This window comes from Marinobacter mobilis (assembly GCF_900106945.1).
In the GTDB taxonomy this organism is placed as follows: domain Bacteria; phylum Pseudomonadota; class Gammaproteobacteria; order Pseudomonadales; family Oleiphilaceae; genus Marinobacter; species Marinobacter mobilis.
The window spans coordinates 342,789-364,415 of the sequence record NZ_FNNE01000001.1 but is presented as its reverse complement, the minus strand read 5'-3'; the positions used below and the strand labels follow the sequence as shown (position 1 = coordinate 364,415).

Here is a 21,627-nt window from a genome sequence, read left to right as displayed (position 1 = left end):
TTACAGCCAGCTATACAGGCGTCCCGGATTGAAAATCGCATCCGGATCAAAGGCATTCTTCAGGCGTTTCTGCACGCCACACAGAACCTCTGGCTGGTGGTGCATCACCTCGGCATTGCGGTCGCCGCCCCGGAACAGGCTGACCTGTCCGCCGGCGTCCCGGGCCAACTGTTCCATTTGGGCTTTGTCGGCATCGCCCAGGAACCAGCGCTGGGCACCCGCCCAATCAATCAGCCACTGGCCCTCAAGTTTCGGCTGAGCGGCGGTAGAGCGGACCGAGAAGCGCCACAACGGCTGATCTCCGCCAAAGAAGTCATGCTGCTGATCACGCAGCTTCTGCCAGAAGGCGTCCGCCTCATCAAGCGGCTCGCCACCCCACCTAGCCGCAGTAGCTTCAACGGCCGACTGCGCACCGGACAGGCGAAGATAAACTTTGCCATCAAGCCAGCAGGCGGCAGAAAGTGGCTTGGGCTCTGCAGACCGGACATTCATGTAGTCAACCACGTCATCCACCGCCATTTCCCGCACCAGCGTCATACTGGCCGCAGGTTTCGGCATCACTTTCAGGCTGATTTCGGTCATCACCCCAAGGGTACCGAAGGCGCCAGCCTGGAGCCTGGACACATCGTAACCGGCGACGTTTTTCATCACCTGACCACCGAACTTCAGATGCTCACCCTTACCGTTGATCAGTCTCACACCCAGCACCTGATCCCGCACCGAGCCCGACCAGGGACGCGCCGGGCCAGACAGGTTACAAGCCAGGGTGCCACCGATGGTGTCGGTATCACCAAACCGTGGCGGTTCAAAATGCAGAGTCTGGCCCTGCTCCGCCAGCGTGGCTTCAATGTCATTCAGCGGCGTGCCGGCGCGCACCGTCAGCACCAGCTCGACCGGGTGGTAATCCACAATACCGGTGTGGCCACTGAGGTTCAGCTCGGAAGCATCCGGGTCCGGTGTGCGGCCCATGAAGGCCTTGCTGCCACCACCGACAATATTCAGTTTGCTGCCCTTGTCCCGGGCTGCCAGGATCTGGTCCTGAAGTTGTTTGGAAATATCAGCCATGGGAGGCATCCGTATCGCGGTTGGTTGAATGCTGTTTATGTTCGAGAGAGCGGTATTCCTGACAGAAGCGCAGGGTGGGCACGCCCTTACCCGGATTGAGAATGCCGTCGGCATCAAAGGCCGCCTTCAGCTCGCGGAACTGGGCCAGTTCGTCATCGTTGAACTGGATCGCCATCTGGCGGATTTTCTCGACCCCAACCCCGTGCTCACCGGTGATACAGCCACCGACTTTCACGCACAGCTCCAGAATACGACTACCAAAGGCCTCGGTACGCTCGAACTCGCCCGGCACGTTGGCATCGAACAGAATCAGTGGGTGCAGGTTGCCATCACCGGCATGGAAGACATTCGCCACCCGCAGGCCAAATTCCTCCGACATTTTTTCCATCTCGGTGAGCACATGGGCCAGCTGCCCGCGGGGAATGGTTCCATCCATGCAGTAATAATCAGGTGAGATCCGCCCGACTGCCGGGAACGCCGACTTGCGACCTTTCCACAGCAGGGCCCGTTCGTCTTCATCCCTTGAGGTCCGTACCGACGTCGCTCCGAGTTTGCGGAACAGCGTCTCGGCCTGCTCGATATGTTCGTGCACTTCCTCTTCGGTGCCGTCAACCTCACACAGCAACAGGGCCTTGGCGTCTCGCGGGTAACCTGCCTGAGCAAAATCGTCCGCCGCCACAATAGCGTGACCGTCCATCATTTCGAGTCCGCCGGGAATGATGCCGTGAGCAATAATGCCCCCTACCGCATCACCGGCCTTCTGTATGCTGTCGAATCCGGCCATCACCACCTGGGCGATCTCCGGTTTCGGAAGCAGTTTGACCTGGACCTCTGTGACCACCCCCAGCAGCCCCTCCGAGCCCGTCATCAGAGCCATCAGATCCATACCACAGCAGTCCAGACCATCGCTGCCGATGGTGACCAGCTCGCCATCAACGGTCACCAGTTCGACGCTCAGCAGGTTATGAACGGTGAGGCCGTATTTCAGGCAGTGCACGCCACCGGAATTTTCGGCAACATTACCGCCGATGGTGCAGGCAATCTGTGACGAGGGATCGGGGCCATAATAGAGACCGAATTCGGCGGCGGCCTCACTGATCGCCAGGTTACGGACACCGGGCTGCAACCTCGCAGAGCGGGCCAACGGATCAATGGACAGAATGCGGTTGAACTTGGCCAGCGACAGCACGATGCCCTCGGCATGGGGCATCGCACCGGCACAGAGCCCGGTACCGGCGCCACGGGCAACCACCGGCACCTTGTGGCGGGAACAGAGGCGCATCACCTCCTGCACCTGCGCCACGGTTTCCGGCAGCACCACCAGCAGAGGCATTTCGCAGTACATGGACATGCCATCGCACTCGTAGGGCTTCATGGTCTCGTCGTCAGTGATGACGTACTCGGGATCAATGAAGCCACGAAAATGCTCTGCCAGCTCGGCTTTGGTTATGGTTGGTTTTTCAGTCATAGGATCTAACTCGACAGAATACGGTTCACAAAAACGGACTCAGCTGCGCTGGGACAGAAAGTGGTCGATGCCAGCCTGGGCACAGTCCATGTCCTGCTGTGGGGTACCGGAGCTGAGTCCGATCCCCCCCACCACTTCGCCATCGACCATCACCGGCAGGCCACCGCCCACCACCGATAGCCGGCCTCCCACCTCGGTGTGGATACCAAACACCAGGTTACCCGGTACGCAGGCCTGGTTGTATTCGTGGGTCGCCTTACGGGCCGCCGCCGCGGTAAAGGCCTTGTCCTGGGCCACCGTAATGCTGGTGACCTTGCCACCGTCCATCCGCTCAAAGGCGAGCAGGTTGCCAGATTCATCCGTTATGGCAATACACATGGGTATACCGATTTCTCCGGCCCTGGCCGCAGCGCCAGCAATCAGCACCTGGGCATCAGCCAAGTCCAGTCGATTCACGGTTAACATCAAACACTCCTCTCATTAATTAGCCGTATACCATGCTCGGCAGCCAGGTCACCAACGCCGGGAACAGAATACAAAGCATCAGACCAAGGGCCTGCAGTGCCAGGAACACCAGAGCCGACCGGAAGATCGTAGCCATGGAAATTTCCGGCGGGCAGACGCCTCGGATATAGAACAACGCATAGCCAAACGGAGGGCTGAGGAACGACATCTGCATGTTGACGAGGTAAAGCACCCCGAACCACAACACGACATCCTCACCGGGTACCGCCGGCAATCCAAACAGACCGTCGAAGGTCAGCGCTTCAACGATAGGAATGAAGATAGGGACTGCCAGCAGCAGGATGCCGACCCAGTCCAGGAACATCCCCAGGACCACCAGCAACACCATCAGCAGGAACAGGATGCCGTAGGCGGAAAGCCCGGTGCCGAGGATGGCGTCGGTGATAAAGGTCTGGCCGCCCTGCAGGATGTAGAAGCCGACAAACACGGAAGCGCCAAACATGATCCACAGCACCATGGCGGATGCCTTGGCCGTGGTGACCGATGCCTCTTTCAGCGTAGCGACCGAAAATGCCTTGTGCTTCCAGGCCACCAGGATGGCGCCAAATGAGCCGATACCGGCGGCTTCAACCGGAGTGGCAATGCCCCCGAACAGCAGTCCCAGTACCAGACTGACAAGAATAATCGGCGCAATCAGATCCTTCAGCAGCATCAGTTTTTCGCCCCAGCCAATCCGCTCCTCGGCGGGTACAGCGGGCCCCAGAGTAGGATTGATCCAGGTACGGACCAGGACAAAAACGATGTACATCACCGACAGCATCAGGCCGGGCACAACCGCACCCAGATAGAGTTCACCCACCGACTGCTGGGCGACGACCGCATAAAGAATGGCCAGGATAGACGGCGGTATCAGGATGCCCAGGGTCCCTCCCGCCATAATCGAACCGAGTGCGATCTGGTGGTCGTACCCCCGTTTGAGCATGGCCGGCAAGGCGATGATCCCCATGGTCACCACCGCGGCACCGATAACGCCGACCATCGCAGCGAGGATGGTTGACGCCAGAATGGTCGCCGTGGCCAGACCGCCATTCAGGCCGCCCATCCACTTGTAGACCACATTGAACATTTCCTCGATCAGGCCTGCCCGCTCGAGCAGGGACGCCATGAAAATAAACAGCGGAATAGCTGCCAGATCGGAGTTGGTCATCATCGGGAAAATACGGCTGGGGATGATGTTGAGCATCAGGCTGTCACCCACCAGATAGATGAACACAACCCCCAGCCCGCCGGTCACGAAGGCCAGCGGCAAGCCCATCATCAACGCCACCAGCAGCGACCCGAACATCAGATAGGTCAGCGGCCCGATCTGCACGTTGGCCAGGCTTCCGGCCAAGCGGAACAGGAAGTACTCATCCGAGAAAGGATCGTAAAACAGGATATTGATGGTTTCGACCAACACGATGAACCCGAGCCCAACGGTGGCCAGTATCATGAGCCAGGTGCCCAGCTTTCCGGTCAGGCTGGGAGTCGCCTGCGCCTTTGCAACTTGAGTAGTCATGCTGACGGCTCCTGTCCCAGGCGGACAAACAGTACGATGTCCTTGATCAGTTTTGACACCCCGGCAAGCAGCAGGAGCACCGCCCCGGTCACCATCATGCCTTTCACGGGCCAGTACTGGATGCCCCAGGTTTCGACGGTGGTTTCATTCATCGAGTAGGAATTCATGAAAAAGGTCCAGGAGGTAATCAGCAACGCCAGAGCGAAAATGAAAAAGAACATCGAAGTGAAGATGTCCATCCCCACCCGGCCCCGCAGCGGTAACAGGTTGTACAGTACATCGACCCGGACATGGGCTCCGTGCAACAGGGCAAAGGCCCCGGCAAGCAGGTATTGCATGCCCAGCAAAAGGAAACTGGCCTCATGAACCCAGATGGTCGGCATGTTGAACAGGTACCGCATCACCACTTCAAAAAAGTAGAAACAGACCGCATTCACGGTCCAGAACGCTACAAACAGGCCTGACTTATCGCTGATCCAGTCAATCATCCGGGTAAACCAGTTACCCTCGAACTGCAGCGCAATCAGCGGATCTTCCTCCGCCTGCAGCTCACCCATGACCGGGTGCCCCGCCGTTTCCCCGGCATCACCGGATTTACCCATCCAGCGATCCAGTGCCATCAGAATCAGCGGCATTACCGCAAGCCAGCCCCAGTAAAACCAGTGCGGCAAGACAAAACCAAAACCTTCGAGATCAGACATCGGTTACGACCTCAGCCATAGTCTGGGGGAGGACTGGGCCCTCCCCGATTCGTTATTGTTGGAGTATCAAACGGCCTTACATGCCTTCGATGTCTTCTTCATCGATATAACCCGTCAGCGGGTTCATCATGTACTGCAGGTGGATATCGAAAATGGCCCGGGCATCCTCATCCTTGTTTGCCCACTTGAACCAGATCGGAATAGCCGCTTCACGGAATCGCTCCAGATCTTCCTGGGACAACCGGGACACGGTGCTGCCGGCCGCCTCAAATTGCTCCATCGCTTCTACGTTACGCCGCTGAATGGCGAGGTAATGCATCTGCGAATAGTTCCGCACTTCCTGTTCCACCAGCGATTGCAGCTCCGGCGCCAGACTGTTCCAGGCTCGCAGGTTGACCGTCAGGTCCATCAGATCCACCGGCTGGTAGATCGACATCACCCCTGGAGGTCCGAACAGGATGTAGTCGGTGACCTGAGCAAAACCCAGCTCGTAGTTCACCGCCGGCCCGACGTAATCCGCCGCATCGATGGTGCCCTTCTCCAGGGCCGGGAAGATGTCCGAACCCGGCAGGCTGACCGTAGACACGCCAAACTGCTGGAACACCTCTGCCACCATGCCGCCTGGCACCCGGATCTTCATGCCACGCAGATCGTCCAGACTCTCAACCGGCTCCTTGGAGTGGATAATGTTGGCGTCGTGCTGGATCGGTCCTACGTAGAACAGACCGTATTTCTCGTAAATGTCGCGGGTCTTCTCCAACATGCCCATGGCATAGAACATGGTGTCCCACTGATGGGGCTGGTCAGGCCCTGCCGGGTAGGACGACAGGAAAACGGAGGCCGGAATCTTGCCGGACCAGTACAGGGTGAACGGATTCATGCCCTGCAATACCCCGTTACGGACCGCCTCAAACAAGGCGTTGTTATCGGCAGCCACCGCCTTCGCCGGGAAACAGCGGAAAATCAGTTCACCGTTGGATTTCTCCTCGATGCTGTTACACCAGTCTTCAAACAGGTCATAACCTACGGTACCGGCATCCCACACCGACTGGATTTTCCAGGTCGTGGCCGCCTCAGCCGGAAGCGCGCCCAGGGTCAAGGCGCCTGTGAGGACTGCAGCCAGGGTTCCGGCCCCTGTTTTTCGCCGTACGGCAGAACCTTGCTTTGCATGCTTGGTTGAATCTGTATTCATGTTCCCATCTCCAGGTCTGTTGTTTTTGTCGGAGCCGAGGATTTAGCGACCAGCGTCAAACTGGCGCGACAGAGGATTGATGGAGGCAGCTAGCCACTATCGCTATTGATGATCGTAGGGGTTCCGGGGCAAGTCCAGACGCAGCTCAACTGGTCAGACCAGTTTTTTGGGGGCGGACTCTGGACGCTGTCGGCCGAGCCCGCCTATAGTGCTAGCGCGGGCCCCGATTCAACGGTTATGGCTCCGCTATGAACGTGAGGGACTGGTCCGACCAGCATCAGAGCATGGCAATAAAACCCCAATCTACAGCCCATGAAATTGCCTACCGGCTGGAACGGCAGATTCTCGATGGCAGCCTCGCCCCGGAAGAGAAAATGCCCTCGGAACGGCTGCTCGCCAGCCGCTTTGGTGTGTCCCGTGCCATCGTCCGTGAAGCGCTGCATGAGCTCCAGGGCCGAGGCATCATTGAAACCCTCCACGGCAAGGGCTCGTTTGTCTCATCCATGGTCGCGGCACCGAAAGAAGACAGCCCGTTGCTGGAACTGTTTGCCGGCCACCCTCGCACGCTCTATGACCTGCTTGAAGTGCGCGAGCAACTGGAAGGCCAGGCGGCCTTTCTGGCGGCACAGAGGGCAACCCAGCGCGACCGCTACTTCATTACCAAAGCCTACGAGAACATGACCACCTCGGATCCGCTGACCAACGCCCGACTGGATCACGCATTCCATCAGGCCGTCGTGGAAGCCTCCCATAACCCGGTATTGGTGCATGTCCTCAGCAGTCTGAAAAACCTGATGCTGATGACCGTGCAGGCCTCGGTCGCCAACCTCAATCCGCGGGAACACTTCCGCGATATGATCAACCGGCAGCACAAGCGCATCTACAAGACCGTTCTGGCCGGACAGGCCAAAGCAGCCCAACGTGCGGCCATGGCCCACGTCCGTTACGTCAATGAGTCCATGCATACCCTGGAAGAGCTTGAACAGGGCATCATCTGGGTCAACTGCCAGCCTCAGGAAACCACCCCCGGCAACTGACCGGCCGCCCCCTTTGCCAGCGCTGTCCTCAAAAGCCGCACCGGAGACCCGTTGCGCAAACAGCCACTGGCGCCAGCACTGTTAATCTCACTCCATTGGTTACCCGATGATCAGGGCTCAGCTGTGCCCAGAGCACAGCACGCAACCGGTTGCCGGGCACAACAACAACGGAGTCCCCTATGCAGAACACGAGTCTGGTCAAGAACGGTGAGGTCACGCTGAACGTGGTTACCTATGGCGATGCACGCAAGGTGCCCATTGTGCTGGTGCATGGCTATCCGGATAACCACACCGTATGGAAGCCGGTTGCCGAACGTCTGGCCAGCAAGCATTTTGTGATCACCTACGATGTCCGTGGCGCTGGCGCCTCCAGCGTGCCCGACAAACAGGCCGACTACCGGATGGCGCTGCTGTCTGACGATCTTCGCGCCGTAGTCGATGCGCTGATTCCGGGGCAACCCTTCCACCTGGCGGGGCATGACTGGGGCTCCATCCAGAGCTGGGAGTCGGTCACCGCCGGAGCATTGCAGTCGCGAATCCTGTCTTACACCACGATTTCCGGGCCCTGCCTTGACCATATGGGCTACTGGCTGCGCCGCAAAACACTGAATCTGTCCCCTGCAGCCAAAGCCGGTCTGCTCAAACAACTGTTCAGTTCCTGGTATATCGGCTTCTTCCATTTGCCGGTTCTGGCTCCGGCAGCCTGGCAGGGTGGTCTGGATAAGCTCTGGCCCCGTTACCTGAAACACCGGGAGCAGGTAAGCGAGCCGGAGGCCAACCCGACCCAGGACAAGGATGGCCGTAACGGCGTTCAGCTCTACCGCGCCAATTTCCGCAGCAAGCTGTTCAGTCCCGAGCCTCGTCCGGCTCACTGCCCGGTACAGCTGGTGGTTCCGATCCGGGACAACTATGTCGGCAGCCACCTGTTCGATGAGCTCCATGACTGGGTACCGGAGCTGTATCGCCGTGACCTCAACGCCAACCACTGGGTGCCGCTGAGCCATCCGGACCAGATTGCCCGCTGGATCGGTGAGTTCGTTGCCGGAGTGGAAAGCGGCAAGATGCCACCGGCACTGCAGCATGCCCGGGTCCGGCCGGATCGTCTTGGCCTGCCACTCTCTGGCAAGACCGCGGTCATTACCGGCGCAGGCTCCGGCATTGGCCGTGCCACGGCCTTGCGCCTGGCCGAGGCGGGTGCCGACGTGGTCTGTGTGGATATCAACGAAGACGCAGCGGCAGAGACCGCCGGGCAGGTTCAGGCCATCGGCGCTGTCGCCTGGACCAGGGCCGTCGATGTCGGCTCCGCCGCAGCCATGCAGAAGCTGGCCAGATGGGTGGAGAAAGAACTGGGCTGCGCCGAAATCGTGGTCAATAACGCCGGTATCGGCATGGCCGGCGGGGTTCTGGAGACCTCCACCAAGGACTGGGAGCGCATCCTCAAGGTCAACCTGTGGGGTGTTATCCATGGCAGCCGGCTGTTCGGCCAACTCATGGTCGACAGTCATTGTGCCGGTCATATCATCAATGTGGCCTCAGCCGCAGCCTTTGCCCCCAATCGCAAACTCGCCGCCTATTCAACCACCAAGGCCGCAGTGCACATGCTCAGTGAATGCCTGCGGGCAGAGCTGGCAGAGCATGAAATCGGCGTCACCTCCGTTTGCCCCGGCTTTGTAGCCACCGGTATCGCCAAAAACACCGTCTACGCCGGCCTTAGCCCTGAGGAGCAGGCTGAGAAACAAGCCAAGGCCGACAACCTGTATCAGCGCCACAGCACCTTCACCCCTGAGGATGTCGCCGAGCGTATCTGCCAGGCCGTGCTGACCAATCCAGCCATCAGCCTGGTCGGTCCGGAAGCCCTCGCTACCCGTTTCGTCAGTCGTTTCGCGCCTGGGGTGTCGCGCATGGTGGCACGCCTGGACATTACCCCCTGATCGCAACGGAGGAGATCAACATGAATGTCACACAACGTCACCAGCTGAAAGCTCGCCGTGTGCAATTTGACTTTGAACAGACCCCCTTGCACTGGCTCAAAGACGACCCGTTTTCCACCCATATCATCAACGGCATTCACATGCTGCTGCCGGAAGGTGAACTGTGGTTCTGTCGCGTCTACAACAAGGCCCTGCCACTGATCACCGACGATGACCTGCGCGCCGATGTCGAAGGCTTTATCCACCAGGAAGCTGTTCACTCCCGGGCCCACAGCAAGGCCCAGCTTTACCTGCAACAGCATGGTATGGAACTGGATGAGTACATGGCACGGGTGCAATGGCTGTTCAAGTCCTTGCTGGGCGAACAGCCGTTCGGGGTTCCTGCACTGGAGCGCAAGGCCCTGGAAAAGCATTGGCTGATACTGCGGGTTGGCTTGATTGCAGCCATTGAGCATTTCACCGGGGTACTGGGTCAATGGGCGATGGACAACACCAGCTGGGAAGCCAACGGTGACCCGGTCATGGTGGACCTGTTCAAGTGGCATCTGGCCGAGGAAGTTGAGCATCGTACGGTGGCGTACGATCTGTTCGAGCATCTCTGCCAAACCCAGCTCGGCTTTTACGTCAGCCGGCAAGCGTTGATGGCTCTGACATTCCCGCTGATCCTGTACTTTATTGGCGAAGGTGGACGCACCCTGATGCGCCAGGACCCGGATCCAAAGGTCCGCCGCTTTGGCCACAGCATGCTGCCCGTTCTTTTCCGGCAACTGCAGCGGGTGGGACGAAAAACCGACAATGTGCCAACGTTTACGTTTCTGGTCGAAGCCACCCTGCGCTGGGTTGCGCCCGGCTTCCACCCGATTGATGAAGGCGACACTGCCCAGGCGTTGGCTTACCTGGCACGCTCACCGGCAGCTCAGGCTGCCGCCGCACACTAGACGGCGAGCAACGGGACTCCGGAAAGGCCACTACCAGAAACGGCTCAGGATCTTTCGGTGGGCGCCACCATATCCATAAACTGGATGGCCTCACCGAAGGAGACAAAACTCTTCAGCACTTCCTGTCCGTCAATCTCAACATCATAGGAAACGTCACAGTCGATAGGAGACAGGTTTCCGTTTTCACGTTTGCGGGCAACGACCCTTAGCAGGCCGCGTTCTGCCAGTATGGACGGCGATGCGGGCATCAAACGGTCCTTAGTAATTGTTCTGATAGATCCCTGTATACCAGTGGTGCTAGACCCAGGGCAACGTCAAGCACCGGAAGTCCCGGCAAGACTGTGACGCGCTTCATGACAGCGAAGTTTTTTACAGTTGTCGACATTTCGCGGGCCGCCACCAAACTCAGGCCCAGCCGGCAGAATCCAGCTTCCGGTATTGATTTCCCGCGAAACTGTCCGTAAAAAGGTCAGTTTTATCGAATTCAGGCAACGGACTCCTGCCACCGCAGCCTCCTTCCCGGGGGCACTGCCCCCTCAGGGAGCAGCAAGTTCATCGGATGACCAAATTCGTGTACTGTGCGATTTACATCTATTCTTGATACTTGCCAGCACCCCTTCATCGGCGATGCAGAATAAGTACAAGTAAACAGCTGCATAGCGACAGTTTCAGGAGTCATTCATGGCGGAACAAGCGCCGTTGGTCTGTAAGGACATCCACAAGACATTCAACCAGCTGGAAGTCCTCAAGGGCATATCACTGGAAACCCGTAAGGGGGATGTGATCTCGCTCATCGGCAGCTCCGGCTCAGGTAAAAGCACCTTCCTGCGTTGCATCAACCTGCTGGAAACCCCGACCTCCGGCGACATCATCGTGCATGGCGACCCGATTCGGTTCACCAACAACCGCAAAGGCGAACGTATCCCCGCCGACAACCGCCAGGTGGAAAAGATCCGCTCCCGGCTTTCGATGGTATTCCAGGGCTTCAATCTGTGGTCACACATGACCGTTCTGGAGAACATCATCGAAGCCCCCATCCACGTTCTTGGTGTCCCTAAAAAAGAGGCTATCGAGCGCGCCGAAGCCTATCTGCAGAAAGTCGGCATCTACGAGCGCAAGGACTATTACCCCGCGCAGATGTCCGGAGGCCAACAGCAACGGGCGGCCATCGCACGGGCACTGGCCATGGAACCGGACGTTATGCTGTTTGACGAGCCCACATCGGCACTGGACCCGGAACTGGTCGGCGAAGTACTGAAAGTCATGCAGAGCCTGGCCGAGGAAGGCCGGACCATGATCGTGGTCACCCACGAGATGGCTTTCGCTCGTGACGTATCCACTCAGGTACTGTTCTTGCATCAGGGGGTGATCGAGGAACAGGGGACACCGGACAAGGTCTTCGATCATCCGGAGTCCGAGCGTATGAAGCAGTTCCTCGCCCCGAAGTTCTGAGCACAGGAGGTTCCGCTTGCGTGTCGCGAACGACGGCACCCACTGACGGTGCTATCTTGAGTTCAGGCGCCTCCGGTTTTCAGGACCTCACAAGGGTCTCTCCAGGCCGGCGGAGCACCAATAAAGGCGGCAGATCATCGCCGACAATAAAGCCTAACAGGCAACCGATTGGAGATAGTGAGACATGAAAAAACTGATTGTTGCAGCAAGCTGTGCCATCGCCATGATGGCGGGCAGTGTCCAGGCCCGGGAGTGGAATGAAATCCGCATTGCCTTCGACGTTCCTTACGAACCGTTCGAATACAAGACTCCAGATGGTGAACTGACCGGCTTCGAGGTGGAACTGGCAGAAGCCGTCTGCGCCGAACTGCGGGCAGAGTGCGAGTTCGTCATCCAGGCCTGGGACGGCATGATTCCGGGACTGCTGGCCCGCAAGTTCGACGCCATCATGTCTTCCATGTCGATCACCCCTGAGCGCGCAGAACACGTACTGTTCTCCGAGCCGTACTATAACACCCCTGGCGGCTGGTTCGCCCGTGACGACTTCGATGTCGACGTCACCGACATGGAGGCCATGCAGGGCAAAACCGTCGGCGTCCAACGGGGCACAACCATGGACACCTACGTCACCAACGAAATGAGTGACGTGGTGACCATCAAGCGCTACACCACGGCCGAAGACATGGTTCTCGATCTGGAAGGCCAGCGCCTCGATGTGGTGTTCGTAGATTACCCGGTTGGTGAACAGACCATTATGAGCCGCGAAGGCTTCAAGGAAACCGGCGAGCCGGTCAAGCTGGGTGAAGGTGTCGGTGTCGCCATGCGTCCCCGCGACCGCGACCTGGCAGGCAAAATCAACGCCGCCCTGAACAAACTGAAGAACGACGGCACTTATGATGCCATCATGGCCAAGTACTTCAGCTACGACATCAAAATGTAATCCCGCCAGGGACATTTGATGACCCGCCCGCGTGAGCGCTTCGGCGCTGACGCGGGCACGGTAAGCCCTGTTATCTGGAAGTTTGCATGCTTGACTTGAAAGGCTATGGCCCGTCCCTGCTGGAAGGCGCGGTTGTCACCGTCGAACTGGCCTTGTTCTCACTCCTCTTCGCCGTTGCCCTCGGGCTGGTTGGCGCTTCCTCCAAATTGTCTGGCAACCGTTTCCTGGTTGGCGCCGCCACCGCCTATACCACGCTGATCCGTGGCGTCCCCGATCTGGTGATGATGCTGCTGTTCTATTACGGTGGGCAGGTGCTGGTAAACAGCCTTTCCGACTACCTGTATTACGAATACGAAATCGACTTTTTCTTCCAGTTCGACCCCTTCATTTCAGGGGTGCTGACCATCGGCCTGATCTTCGGCGCCTACATGACCGAAACCTTTCGCGGTGCATTTCTTGCGGTGGACATCGGCCAGATCGAGGCCGCCCGGGCTTACGGTTTCAGCCGCTGGCACACATTCCGCCGCGTCATGATTCCTCAGATGCTGCGTCACGCGCTGCCCGGCATTGGCAACAACTGGCAGGTATTGCTGAAAACCACCGCGCTGGCCTCCATCATCGGACTTACCGACATGGTGCGGGTGGCCGAGGAAGCGGCCAAAGCCGAGCGTTCGCCCTTTATGTTTTTCATCCCGGTGGCGCTGGTCTACCTGGCCCTGACCGCGGCCTCAGAACTGTTTATCAAGTGGCTCGACAAGCGAGCCAATGTCGGCGTAGTACACGGAGACTGAGCCATGCCTGACTTCCTCGCCGACTGGCTGAACCAGAACGACATCTTTACCGCCACCACCGTGATCCACTACTGGGATGGTTTGGTGACCACCGTGCAACTGGTGTTCATGTCTTTGCTGCTGGGGCTGGTACTTGCGCTTCCGCTGGCGATCATGCGGACCGCAAAATCCCCCTACATCTCCAGACCAATTTGGCTCTACACTTACCTGTTTCGCGGCACACCGTTGCTTATCCAGCTGTACATCATCTATTACGGTATCGCCCAGATTGAAGGCATCCAGGATACTTTATGGTGGACGATCTTCCGCGAGCCGTTCTACCCGGCCTTGCTGGCCTTCACCCTTAACACGGCGGCCTACACCACGGAGATTATCCGCGGCGCCATTGTGGCCACCCCCAACGGTGAAATCGAGGCCGCCAAGGCCTATGGCATGAACTGGGCCCTGAGGATGCGCCGTATTGTGCTGCCCAGTGCGGCTCGGCGGGCGGTTCAGGCCTATTCCAACGAAGTTATCTTCATGCTCCACGCCAGCGCCATCGCCAGCGTGGTGACGATCGTTGACCTCACCGGTGCGGCCCGCAACATCTACTCCCGCTTTTACACGCCGTTCGATGCATTCATTGCTGTGGCCGTGCTCTACATGCTTCTGACGTTTATACTGGTATACGTGTTCCGCCGGCTCGAACGTCACCTGCTGAGGCATCAGCGACCGTTGAGCCACTGACCGGAGGACAAAGGTCATGACGCCACGTCAGCGATTGTTCGGCACGGACAAGGACTGGCTGGCCCACACTCTGGACCAGGCCAGCTCATCCACTGCCGAAGCCACCCTCATACTGGCCGATGGATGCGCGGTGTCCCTGCTGGACACCGGCATTCTCAGACTGGTACCCGCCAGGACCGCCAGCGATGATCACCACCTGATCATTTCCGCGGGCATCCATGGCAATGAAACCGCCCCCATCGAAGTCCTCAACACCCTGGTTAACGAACTGCTTGATGGCCAGTGGTCACTGAGCATCCCGGTGCTGATGATTCTGGGTAACCCGCCAGCCATGGCCAGGGGCGAGCGTTTCATTGAATTCAACATGAACCGCCTGTTTGCCGGCGCCCATGAAAAGCGCCCCTACCACGACACCCCCGAGGCCCAGCGGGCGCGGGAACTGGAGCAGACCTGCCTGCAATTCCGTAACGCCAGCAAACATCTGCTGCATTACGACCTGCATACTGCAATCCGGCCGTCCATTCGTGAAAAATTCGCCCTCTACCCGTTTGTTCCCGACCGTGAGGTACCGGTCGCCCAGTGCGATTTTCTGCTGGAAGCCGGGGTCGATACCCTGCTGCTCCAGCACCGGACCGGCACCACCTTCTCGTCGTTCACCTCGGTTGATCTGGGGGCGGAGAGTTTCACCATTGAGCTGGGCGAGGTACGCCCGTTTGGACACAACAACCTCAGTCGCTTTGAGGGCATCACCCGAGCGCTGCGCCGGCTGATGAAAGGGGAGCCCGCGCCGGGTAACGGCGGCCAGCACATTACCCGGTTCGAGGTCGTTCATGAAATCATCAATACCGGGGACCAGTTTCACTTCCTCGTCCCCGATGACATCGCCAACTTCACCAGCTATGACCCTGGCACGCTGATCTGGCAGGACGATCGCAGCCAGTACAAGGTGGGAGCCGCTCCGGAGGCCATCGTTTTTCCCAACCGGCATGTACCGATTGGTCAGCGAGTGGGCCTGATGATCCGCCCACTCACTGACGACTGAGCCACCAGCCGGCCCGCGCCAATCAGGCCGCGACCTCCTGCACCTCGGCTGCCGGCGTCCGGATCACCAGGGTACACACCGCCGGCACCACCAGCAGTGTCAGCACGGTCGATGCCAGCAAGCCCGAGATGATCGCCCAGGCCATGGGTGGCCACAGGGTTGAGCTGGAGTAAGCCAGCGGCAGCAAGCCAGCCACGGTGGTCGCCGTGGTCAACAGTATCGGCCGTGTGCGCTCCTCCACCGCCTGACGGACCGCATCACGGATACGGTCACCCAACCCCAGCTGACGATCCACCACATCCAGCAACACGATGGCATTGTTGACCACCACCCCCACCAGGGCAATGACTCCCAGTAACGACTGAAACCCAAACGGCGAGCCAGACAGCACCAGCCCGGGAATAATCCCCACTGCCGCCAAAGGCACCGTGAGCAGGATGATCAGCACCCGCCGGTAAGAGTTGAACTGGAGAATAAGGAAAAACAGCAACAGCATGATGCCAATGGGCGCCGTGGTCAGAATCGCGGTATTGGCCTTGCCCGAGCCTTCGGCATCGCCACCCAGCTCCAGCCGTGTACCCGCCGGCAGCGGCTTCAGCGCCGTCTCGGCATCCAGCCCCTGTAACGCCTGGCTGAAGCTGTAGCCCGGCAACAGGTTTGCAGTGACCGTTCCTACCCGTACCCCATTGCGCAGGTAGCGGGCTGCGGGCTGCCACGAGGTGTCCACCGAAGCGATGGCGGACAGCGGCACCGCCTCCCCGACGTTGTTGTAGATGTTGATCGACAACAGCCGCGACAACGACAACTGGGTGCCCTCACGGGAACGCAGCACCAGCGGAATGGGATCATCCTCCTGGCGATACTGTTCGGCCACAATGCCGAAACTCTGGCCGTAGAGGCTCTGAGCCACGTCCGAGCGGCTGATGCCGTAACGGGCCGCACTGGCGTCATCCACCACGATACCAATGCTCGGCACCCCGAGATCCAGGTCATGACGGACATCCACCGTGCCTTCGGTATGGCGGAGGGCATCGTAGACCTGCAGCACCGCCTGATCACGGAGCTCATCACTGGCGTTGAATACCCGGACTTCCACCGGCGCCGCCCGTGGCGGCCCCTGCCCCAGTATCCCTACGGTCACATCCAGTTCCGGCAATTGCCCGGCGACATACTCGCGAATCCAGCCTGTCAGCGGCGCGGTATCTGCCAGTTGCGGCGTACGCACAACCAGGCGCGCCCGGTTCGGCGCCTGGGGGGCTCGCGTCAGGTTGTAATAGAAACTGGGCCCGGAGTATCCGACAAAGCGATGAACTTCCAGGGTCTGCGGCTGGGAGCGGATCGCCTGTTCGAGCTGGGCGGCGACTTCGCCGGTACGCAGCTGGTCGGTCCCTTCCGGCATGAACAGTTCCACGACGACCCGGGGCCGGTCGGCGTTGGGGAAAAACTGCTGCTTCATGAATGGCGTCATCAGCAGACTCACCACAACCAGCACCGCGCCAGTCAGCATCAGGACGCCGGGACGACGGGCCACCAGCCGCCCCAGAAACGACGACAGCCCTGCCAACGCATCAGCCCGGACTTTCGCCCTGGGCTTCAGGAAACGGGCAGCGAGCAGAGGCACAACGGATATTGCGAGCAGGTAGCTGACCGACAAGGTCAGCATGATCATGACCGGCACACCACGGGTAAAGTCTGCGGTGTTCCCCTTGGACAGCAACAACGGCGCAAAGGCCGCCAGGGTGGTGCCGGTCGATGCCCCCAAAGGGCCGGCCAGCTCGCGGATGGAGCGGGTCAGCGCTTCGACCCGCTGCATACCCTGATCCAGGTTAGACTGGATGTTCTCGACAATCACAATGGCGTTGTCGATCAGAATACCAAGAGAGATCACCATCCCGATGACCGCAATCTGGTGCAGAACACCTCCGCCAAAGTCATACAGCCCCACGCTGATCATCGCCACCATCGGCAGGATCGAGGCTACCAACAGGCCCATGCGCAGGCCCATCCCGGTGAACACCACCGCGACGATAATCAGTACTGACAGCACCAGGCTCCAGGCCAGGCCATCAAGGCGTGCCTCGACCTTGTCGGGCTGAAAGAACATCTCGCGAAGGTCATAGGGCGCAAATTCGTCACGAAGAGTCGCCAGCCGCGCCCGGACACCTTGACCGAAGCGAATGGCATCGGTGCTGTCGGTTTCCATGTACAACGACAATAACACCACCCGTTCACCATCGAACCAGCTTTCCGGCTGCCGTGGCTCGACCGGGCCACGCCAGACGTCTGCCGCTGCAGCCAACGGCACCTGGGAGCCATCAGGCAACTGGATGGGGGTTGCACGAATGGCGTCTATGTCCGCAAATTCACTGTTGGGCAGTACCGATAACCGACGGCCTTCACTGACCACAAAGCCGCCGGGAATGGTCTGATTCCGCTGCGCCAGGGTATCCAGCACCCGCGCCGGTGAAATCCCCAGCCGGTAGAGTGCGGCGTCGTCCAGAGCCAGGGTAATCTGTTCATCGACATCACCACCCAGTTCAATACGCGACAGCCCCGGCAGATCCGCCAGGACATTTTTCAGCCGCTCGGCCACCCCGCTCAACTCAACCACCGAAGGCGAGCCGGACACCGCCAGCACGACCGTAGGGGTACTGACCAGACGGTCGTCGAGGATCATCCTGCCAACATCGTCAGGATATTCCTGACGCGCCCGTTCCATGGCCTGCCGTACCCGGTCCCAAGCCGCATCGGTATCGTAGATGGTCTGATTCAGGCGCAGCCTCACGATGGCAACGCCAGTGCGAGCCGTGGCCCGGGAAACTTCGAGTTCTTCCACCTGCAACAGCTCATCGGACAACGGCCGCACAATCAGCCGCTCCACGGTATCCGCCGATGCGCCTGGGTAAGACACGGTAATCATCCCCGCCCGTTCGGGGAAATTCGGGTCTTCCTGCCGCGGCATGGTGCTGTAGGCGGCAATCCCCAGCAGGCAGAGCATGGTGATCAACATTCCCAGCAGGCGCTGACCGCCCAGTAACCGGGCAATCATTGCAGAATCTCCACCGGGTCTCCGTCAACCAGTCGCGTCAGCCCCGCGTAGACCACCAGATCGCCCTCGGCCAGAACCGGCGATTCCACCACCACGTTATCACCGATGATGCGGCGGACATTGACCTCAACGCGTTCGGCCCGACGTTCCCTCACCCGGTAAACGCTTTCGCCAGCCTCACTGCGGGTTACCGCCAGCAGCGGCACCGTAATGACTGCGTCCCGCGGGGGGACAATACCGACTTCCACCGGCTCTCCCGCATCCAGGGTATTGACTGGCAAATGCACCAGTACCGGATGCAACTCACCGCGAACGGCCCCGGCCTGTGCAATCTCCATGACTTGCCCGGTGACCGCAGCCTGGCTACGGTCGTGTACCGACCAGATCGGCAGGGACTGACCCACAGAAACAAATCCAAGCATGTAGGCCGGCACCCGGACCTCAACTTCGCGCCCCAATGGCGAGGACAGCCGCACCACCGGCTGACCGGCGCTGACAAATTCATTGTTTTCCACCAGCACTGCTTCTACCCGGCCGCTGAATGGCGCCAGCAGACGGCTTTCATCCAGCAACCGCGAAGCTTCTGCCAACGCGGCCCGGGCCGTCGCCACGCTCGCCTGCAGGCTGTCACGGCGAGACGCCAGCTGCTCCAGGGTCTGCTCCGAGACCACTCCTCGCTCGTACAGACGACGCGACCGTTCCCACTCTCGATTGGCCTGAGTCAGCTGGGTATCCAACTCCTGCAAGCGCGCGGTCGCAGAATCCCGCGCGGGCTCCAGGGCAGGATTGTAGACCCGGGCCAGTAAATCGCCCTGCTCTACCTGCTGACCCAGTTCAACATGCCGTTCCTTGAGAGTACCGCTGAGCTGGAAAGTCAGGGTCGCCCGCTGACTCGCCTGCACGATTCCCGAGAATCTCAGTGGGGGCGCAACATCGCCGCCCGCTTTGACCGCGTCAACCCTGACCACCACCGCAGGCGCCTCTGCCTGCGAACTCTCCTCGCCCAGACCGCTGGCCTTACACCCCCCCAACAATAACAAGGGAAAAACCAGTGCCCATACCCAACGGTGAGTATCTGTGTTCATGTTTGTCTCCTCCGGCTCCCTGCCCGCAAGTTTCAATCATTCCATCCTGTATAGCCGACATATTGTCACTCTTTGACACTTTGTCAAAGAAAAATAAATAGGCGATACTAGAGACACTCTCAGAGCATTCACTGCAGAATTTGGCTTGGCCGGTATCGGGAAGCTGTGCGCACTCTACCCAAGGGGTAACGACGGAACGCCGCATGACAGATCAACTCAAGACACGACGGGAACGGGAAAAGCAGGCCCGTTACGAGGCCATACTGGATGCGGCAGAAGCGGTATTTTCAGACAAAGGCTATGAACGTACCTCCATGGACGACATCGCCCGTCGCGCAAGCCTGAGCCGGGCGCTGCTGTACGTCTACTTCAGGGACAAGTCCGCTATTCAACACGGCATTACCCTGCGGGCAGGGGCCAATTTACGGGAACGGATGGAAAAAGCCGCGGCCATCGCCGGCACCGGGCTGGAAAAAGCGGCGGCCATTGGCCGCGCCTACTACGAGTTCTACCGGGAAGAACCCGAGTACTTTCACGCCCTCACCCAAGCCAACGTCACCGCATCGGACGCTGACGAAACCCAGGTTTCCCAGATGCACTGTTCGGAGGCGGCCATCATGGAACTGATGGTGGCGACCATCCGCCGGGGACTGGCCGATGGCAGCCTGAACCGCGAGCGCATTCGCGACCCGATGGAGACCGCGCTTTACCTTCGCGGGGCTCTCCATGGTGTGATCATGGGCTGTGGCAAAGAGATCGAAGGTGCCTTCTCTGCTTTTCCAAGCGAAGCGCTGATTGAGCACACCATGGCCATGCTGATGTCCTCAATCGCCAGTCAGAGCTAGTGCTGGAAATCGTAAATCAGCCCCAACCCCAGAATACCGGTCAGCTCATCGAGAGCGTGGCGACATTCATCCAGCAGCATCGGGTCCGCCAGGTCTTCCTGACTCAGGCGGTCACGATAATGGGCCGCCACCCAGGTGGTCAGGCGCTCATACAAGGCATCCGTCAGCAACACGCCGTGATGCATCGCCTGCAGCTCATCATCCCGGAGCACCACTCGCAACCGCAGACAGGCGGGGCCACCACCGTTCCGCATAGACTGCTTGACATCAAACACCTCCACCGCTCTGATCGGGCCGCCAGATGCCACCAGCCGATCCAGGTACTCGCTGACCGAAGCAATCTCCCGGCATTCGCCCGGCACTGCCAGCAGCATACCGTCCGGACCATTGAGCAACTGACTGTTGAACAGGTAAGACGCCACTGCATCCTGAAGTGGAACTTCCGCTTCAGGCACCCGTACCGGCGCCAGCTCCACCCCAGCCAGACGCGCATTGATGTCCGCCAGCACCCGAGACTCCTCAAGGAAGGCCTGCTGGTGGTAGAACAGCACGTTGCCATTACCGACCGCAATCACATCGTTATGAAACACGCCGGCATCGATGGCCGCTGGATTCTGTTGGGCAAACACCACATGGGCATCAGACAGACCATGTAATCGCGCAATCGCCTGAGAAGCTTCCAGGGTCTGTCGGGCCGGAAACCGGCGTGGCCCCGGGGCGAGATCGTCAAAGGCCACGCCGCCGTAGACAAACAGCTCCACCCCGGGATCGCCATAGCCGGCACACAAACGGGTGTGATTGGCCGCGCCTTCGTCACCGAACTGCGCGACCGAAGGCAGCGCCGGGTGATGGGCAAAGTAGGCTTCATCAGAGAAAATTGACTTCAGTGCCCGGCCGGTTACCACATGCTCAATCGAGCGATGGAACTTGGCACTCAGGTTGGCGGGGGTGAAGTGTACCCGGTGGTCATGGGTATCGGCGCTGGGTGATACCGTCGCCGCGTTGGCGGTCCACATACACGAAGCCGATGCCACCGCCGACAGGATCACAGGGTTTTCTTTCCCGACGCTGGCCAGGATGCTCGCATCAGAACCGGTATAGCCGAGGGCTTTCAGGGTTGGGATGTGGGGGCGTTCGTGAGGTGGCAACACGCCCTGGACATAGCCCCGGTCGGCCAGCTTTTTCATCTTTGCCAGCCCCTGCAACGCCGCTTCTTTCGGGTTCGACACCTCGTTGACGTTATTTTTTGAGGCGACATTACCCCAGGACAGCCCCGCATAATTATGGGTAGGGCCAACCAGACCGTCGAAATTTGCCTCAATTGCATGCTTCGGCATAACAC

General features: G+C 59.5%; 19 protein-coding genes. 9 read left to right on the top strand and 10 right to left on the bottom strand.

What is annotated here, in order from left to right:
* The 6 genes from glcE to dctP form a co-directional block, all read right to left on the bottom strand.
* Positions 1 to 1,065: a glycolate oxidase subunit GlcE gene (gene glcE / locus BLV11_RS01625; RefSeq protein WP_091811191.1), complete on the bottom strand. Its 1,065-nt coding sequence runs from the start codon at positions 1,063 to 1,065 to the stop codon at positions 1 to 3.
* Positions 1,058 to 2,533, bottom strand: coding sequence for an FAD-linked oxidase C-terminal domain-containing protein (locus BLV11_RS01620; protein ID WP_091811190.1), 1,476 nt, complete (start codon positions 2,531 to 2,533; stop codon positions 1,058 to 1,060). Before BLV11_RS01620 ends, glcE begins: the two co-directional genes overlap by 8 nt.
* A 39-nt stretch (positions 2,534 to 2,572) precedes the next feature.
* On the bottom strand, positions 2,573 to 2,998 hold the full coding sequence (locus BLV11_RS01615; RefSeq protein WP_091811189.1) for a GlcG/HbpS family heme-binding protein: 426 nt from the start codon (positions 2,996 to 2,998) through the stop codon (positions 2,573 to 2,575).
* A 19-nt stretch (positions 2,999 to 3,017) separates the two neighbouring features.
* A complete protein-coding gene (locus BLV11_RS01610; protein ID WP_091811188.1) occupies positions 3,018 to 4,556 on the bottom strand; it encodes a TRAP transporter large permease in 1,539 nt (512 codons plus the stop codon).
* On the bottom strand, positions 4,553 to 5,257 hold the full coding sequence (locus BLV11_RS01605) for a TRAP transporter small permease subunit (protein WP_091811187.1): 705 nt from the start codon (positions 5,255 to 5,257) through the stop codon (positions 4,553 to 4,555). The genes BLV11_RS01610 and BLV11_RS01605 overlap by 4 nt, the downstream gene beginning before the upstream one ends.
* Positions 5,258 to 5,333: 76 nt before the next feature.
* On the bottom strand, positions 5,334 to 6,449 hold the full coding sequence (gene dctP / locus BLV11_RS01600) for a TRAP transporter substrate-binding protein DctP (protein WP_091811186.1): 1,116 nt from the start codon (positions 6,447 to 6,449) through the stop codon (positions 5,334 to 5,336).
* Between the two features lie 284 nt (positions 6,450 to 6,733).
* Here dctP and BLV11_RS01595 point away from each other — a divergent pair, with 284 nt between their 5' ends.
* The 3 genes from BLV11_RS01595 to BLV11_RS01585 all read left to right on the top strand — a co-directional run bounded on the left by BLV11_RS01595 (position 6,734) and on the right by BLV11_RS01585 (position 10,355).
* Complete coding sequence (locus BLV11_RS01595) at positions 6,734 to 7,486, top strand: FCD domain-containing protein (RefSeq protein ID WP_091811367.1); 753 nt, start codon at positions 6,734 to 6,736, stop codon at positions 7,484 to 7,486.
* Between the two features lie 179 nt (positions 7,487 to 7,665).
* Positions 7,666 to 9,417 carry an SDR family oxidoreductase gene (locus BLV11_RS01590; RefSeq protein WP_091811185.1) on the top strand — a complete coding sequence of 584 codons (1,752 nt, stop codon included), beginning with the start codon at positions 7,666 to 7,668 and terminating at the stop codon, positions 9,415 to 9,417.
* A 20-nt stretch (positions 9,418 to 9,437) separates the two neighbouring features.
* Positions 9,438 to 10,355, top strand: a complete 918-nt coding sequence (locus BLV11_RS01585) for a metal-dependent hydrolase (RefSeq protein ID WP_091811184.1) — start codon at positions 9,438 to 9,440, stop codon at positions 10,353 to 10,355.
* Between the two features lie 44 nt (positions 10,356 to 10,399).
* Here the strand turns inward: BLV11_RS01585 and BLV11_RS01580 are convergent, their stop codons facing one another.
* Positions 10,400 to 10,603 (bottom strand): hypothetical protein, encoded by a 204-nt coding sequence (locus BLV11_RS01580; protein WP_091811183.1) that lies wholly within the window; start codon positions 10,601 to 10,603, stop codon positions 10,400 to 10,402.
* A gap of 433 nt (positions 10,604 to 11,036) precedes the next feature.
* Here BLV11_RS01580 and BLV11_RS01575 point away from each other — a divergent pair, with 433 nt between their 5' ends.
* The 5 genes from BLV11_RS01575 to astE all read left to right on the top strand — a co-directional run bounded on the left by BLV11_RS01575 (position 11,037) and on the right by astE (position 15,306).
* Positions 11,037 to 11,807 (top strand): ABC transporter ATP-binding protein, encoded by a 771-nt coding sequence (locus BLV11_RS01575; RefSeq protein WP_091811182.1) that lies wholly within the window; start codon positions 11,037 to 11,039, stop codon positions 11,805 to 11,807.
* A gap of 184 nt (positions 11,808 to 11,991) precedes the next feature.
* Positions 11,992 to 12,747 carry a transporter substrate-binding domain-containing protein gene (locus BLV11_RS01570; protein ID WP_091811181.1) on the top strand — a complete coding sequence of 252 codons (756 nt, stop codon included), beginning with the start codon at positions 11,992 to 11,994 and terminating at the stop codon, positions 12,745 to 12,747.
* 86 nt (positions 12,748 to 12,833) lie between these two features.
* A complete protein-coding gene (locus tag BLV11_RS01565; RefSeq protein WP_091811180.1) occupies positions 12,834 to 13,538 on the top strand; it encodes an ABC transporter permease in 705 nt (234 codons plus the stop codon).
* 3 nt (positions 13,539 to 13,541) lie between these two features.
* Positions 13,542 to 14,264 carry an ABC transporter permease gene (locus BLV11_RS01560; protein ID WP_091811179.1) on the top strand — a complete coding sequence of 241 codons (723 nt, stop codon included), beginning with the start codon at positions 13,542 to 13,544 and terminating at the stop codon, positions 14,262 to 14,264.
* Positions 14,265 to 14,280: 16 nt separating this feature from the next.
* The gene (gene astE, locus BLV11_RS01555) at positions 14,281 to 15,306 is read left to right on the top strand and encodes a succinylglutamate desuccinylase (protein ID WP_091811178.1); all 1,026 of its coding nucleotides are present in this window, start codon (positions 14,281 to 14,283) and stop codon (positions 15,304 to 15,306) included.
* A 22-nt stretch (positions 15,307 to 15,328) separates the two neighbouring features.
* Here astE and BLV11_RS01550 read toward each other — a convergent pair whose 3' ends face one another.
* Entirely contained in the window at positions 15,329 to 18,355 is a 3,027-nt protein-coding gene (locus tag BLV11_RS01550; protein ID WP_091811177.1) for an efflux RND transporter permease subunit, read from the bottom strand.
* Positions 18,352 to 19,440 (bottom strand): efflux RND transporter periplasmic adaptor subunit, encoded by a 1,089-nt coding sequence (locus BLV11_RS01545; RefSeq protein WP_091811176.1) that lies wholly within the window; start codon positions 19,438 to 19,440, stop codon positions 18,352 to 18,354. Before BLV11_RS01545 ends, BLV11_RS01550 begins: the two co-directional genes overlap by 4 nt.
* A 203-nt stretch (positions 19,441 to 19,643) precedes the next feature.
* Between BLV11_RS01545 and BLV11_RS01540 the strand changes: the two genes are divergently transcribed.
* Entirely contained in the window at positions 19,644 to 20,285 is a 642-nt protein-coding gene (locus BLV11_RS01540) for a TetR/AcrR family transcriptional regulator (RefSeq protein WP_091811175.1), read from the top strand.
* On the opposite strand, the gene astB is transcribed toward BLV11_RS01540, so the two are convergent.
* Positions 20,282 to 21,622 (bottom strand): N-succinylarginine dihydrolase, encoded by a 1,341-nt coding sequence (gene astB, locus BLV11_RS01535; RefSeq protein ID WP_091811174.1) that lies wholly within the window; start codon positions 21,620 to 21,622, stop codon positions 20,282 to 20,284. The two genes, BLV11_RS01540 and astB, sit on opposite strands and share 4 nt — an antisense overlap.
* Positions 21,623 to 21,627: the final 5 nt, after the last annotated feature.

Bases quoted from the DNA above. Each gene is read 5' to 3' on its own strand.
- glcE (WP_091811191.1), bottom strand. From the start codon at position 1,065: ATGGCTGATATTTCCAAACAACTTCAGGACCAGATCCTGGCAGCCCGG.
- BLV11_RS01620 (WP_091811190.1), bottom strand. From the start codon at position 2,533: ATGACTGAAAAACCAACCATAACCAAAGCCGAGCTGGCAGAGCATTTT.
- BLV11_RS01605 (WP_091811187.1), bottom strand. From the start codon at position 5,257: ATGTCTGATCTCGAAGGTTTTGGTTTTGTCTTGCCGCACTGGTTTTAC.
- BLV11_RS01565 (WP_091811180.1), top strand. From the start codon at position 12,834: ATGCTTGACTTGAAAGGCTATGGCCCGTCCCTGCTGGAAGGCGCGGTT.
- astE (WP_091811178.1), top strand. From the start codon at position 14,281: ATGACGCCACGTCAGCGATTGTTCGGCACGGACAAGGACTGGCTGGCC.
- BLV11_RS01540 (WP_091811175.1), top strand. From the start codon at position 19,644: ATGACAGATCAACTCAAGACACGACGGGAACGGGAAAAGCAGGCCCGT.
- BLV11_RS01590 (WP_091811185.1), top strand. From the start codon at position 7,666: ATGCAGAACACGAGTCTGGTCAAGAACGGTGAGGTCACGCTGAACGTG.
- BLV11_RS01595 (WP_091811367.1), top strand. From the start codon at position 6,734: ATGGCAATAAAACCCCAATCTACAGCCCATGAAATTGCCTACCGGCTG.
- BLV11_RS01585 (WP_091811184.1), top strand. From the start codon at position 9,438: ATGAATGTCACACAACGTCACCAGCTGAAAGCTCGCCGTGTGCAATTT.
- BLV11_RS01550 (WP_091811177.1), bottom strand. From the start codon at position 18,355: ATGATTGCCCGGTTACTGGGCGGTCAGCGCCTGCTGGGAATGTTGATC.
- BLV11_RS01570 (WP_091811181.1), top strand. From the start codon at position 11,992: ATGAAAAAACTGATTGTTGCAGCAAGCTGTGCCATCGCCATGATGGCG.
- BLV11_RS01615 (WP_091811189.1), bottom strand. From the start codon at position 2,998: ATGTTAACCGTGAATCGACTGGACTTGGCTGATGCCCAGGTGCTGATT.
- BLV11_RS01545 (WP_091811176.1), bottom strand. From the start codon at position 19,440: ATGAACACAGATACTCACCGTTGGGTATGGGCACTGGTTTTTCCCTTG.
- BLV11_RS01575 (WP_091811182.1), top strand. From the start codon at position 11,037: ATGGCGGAACAAGCGCCGTTGGTCTGTAAGGACATCCACAAGACATTC.
- BLV11_RS01580 (WP_091811183.1), bottom strand. From the start codon at position 10,603: ATGCCCGCATCGCCGTCCATACTGGCAGAACGCGGCCTGCTAAGGGTC.
- BLV11_RS01560 (WP_091811179.1), top strand. From the start codon at position 13,542: ATGCCTGACTTCCTCGCCGACTGGCTGAACCAGAACGACATCTTTACC.
- BLV11_RS01610 (WP_091811188.1), bottom strand. From the start codon at position 4,556: ATGACTACTCAAGTTGCAAAGGCGCAGGCGACTCCCAGCCTGACCGGA.
- dctP (WP_091811186.1), bottom strand. From the start codon at position 6,449: ATGAATACAGATTCAACCAAGCATGCAAAGCAAGGTTCTGCCGTACGG.
- astB (WP_091811174.1), bottom strand. From the start codon at position 21,622: ATGCCGAAGCATGCAATTGAGGCAAATTTCGACGGTCTGGTTGGCCCT.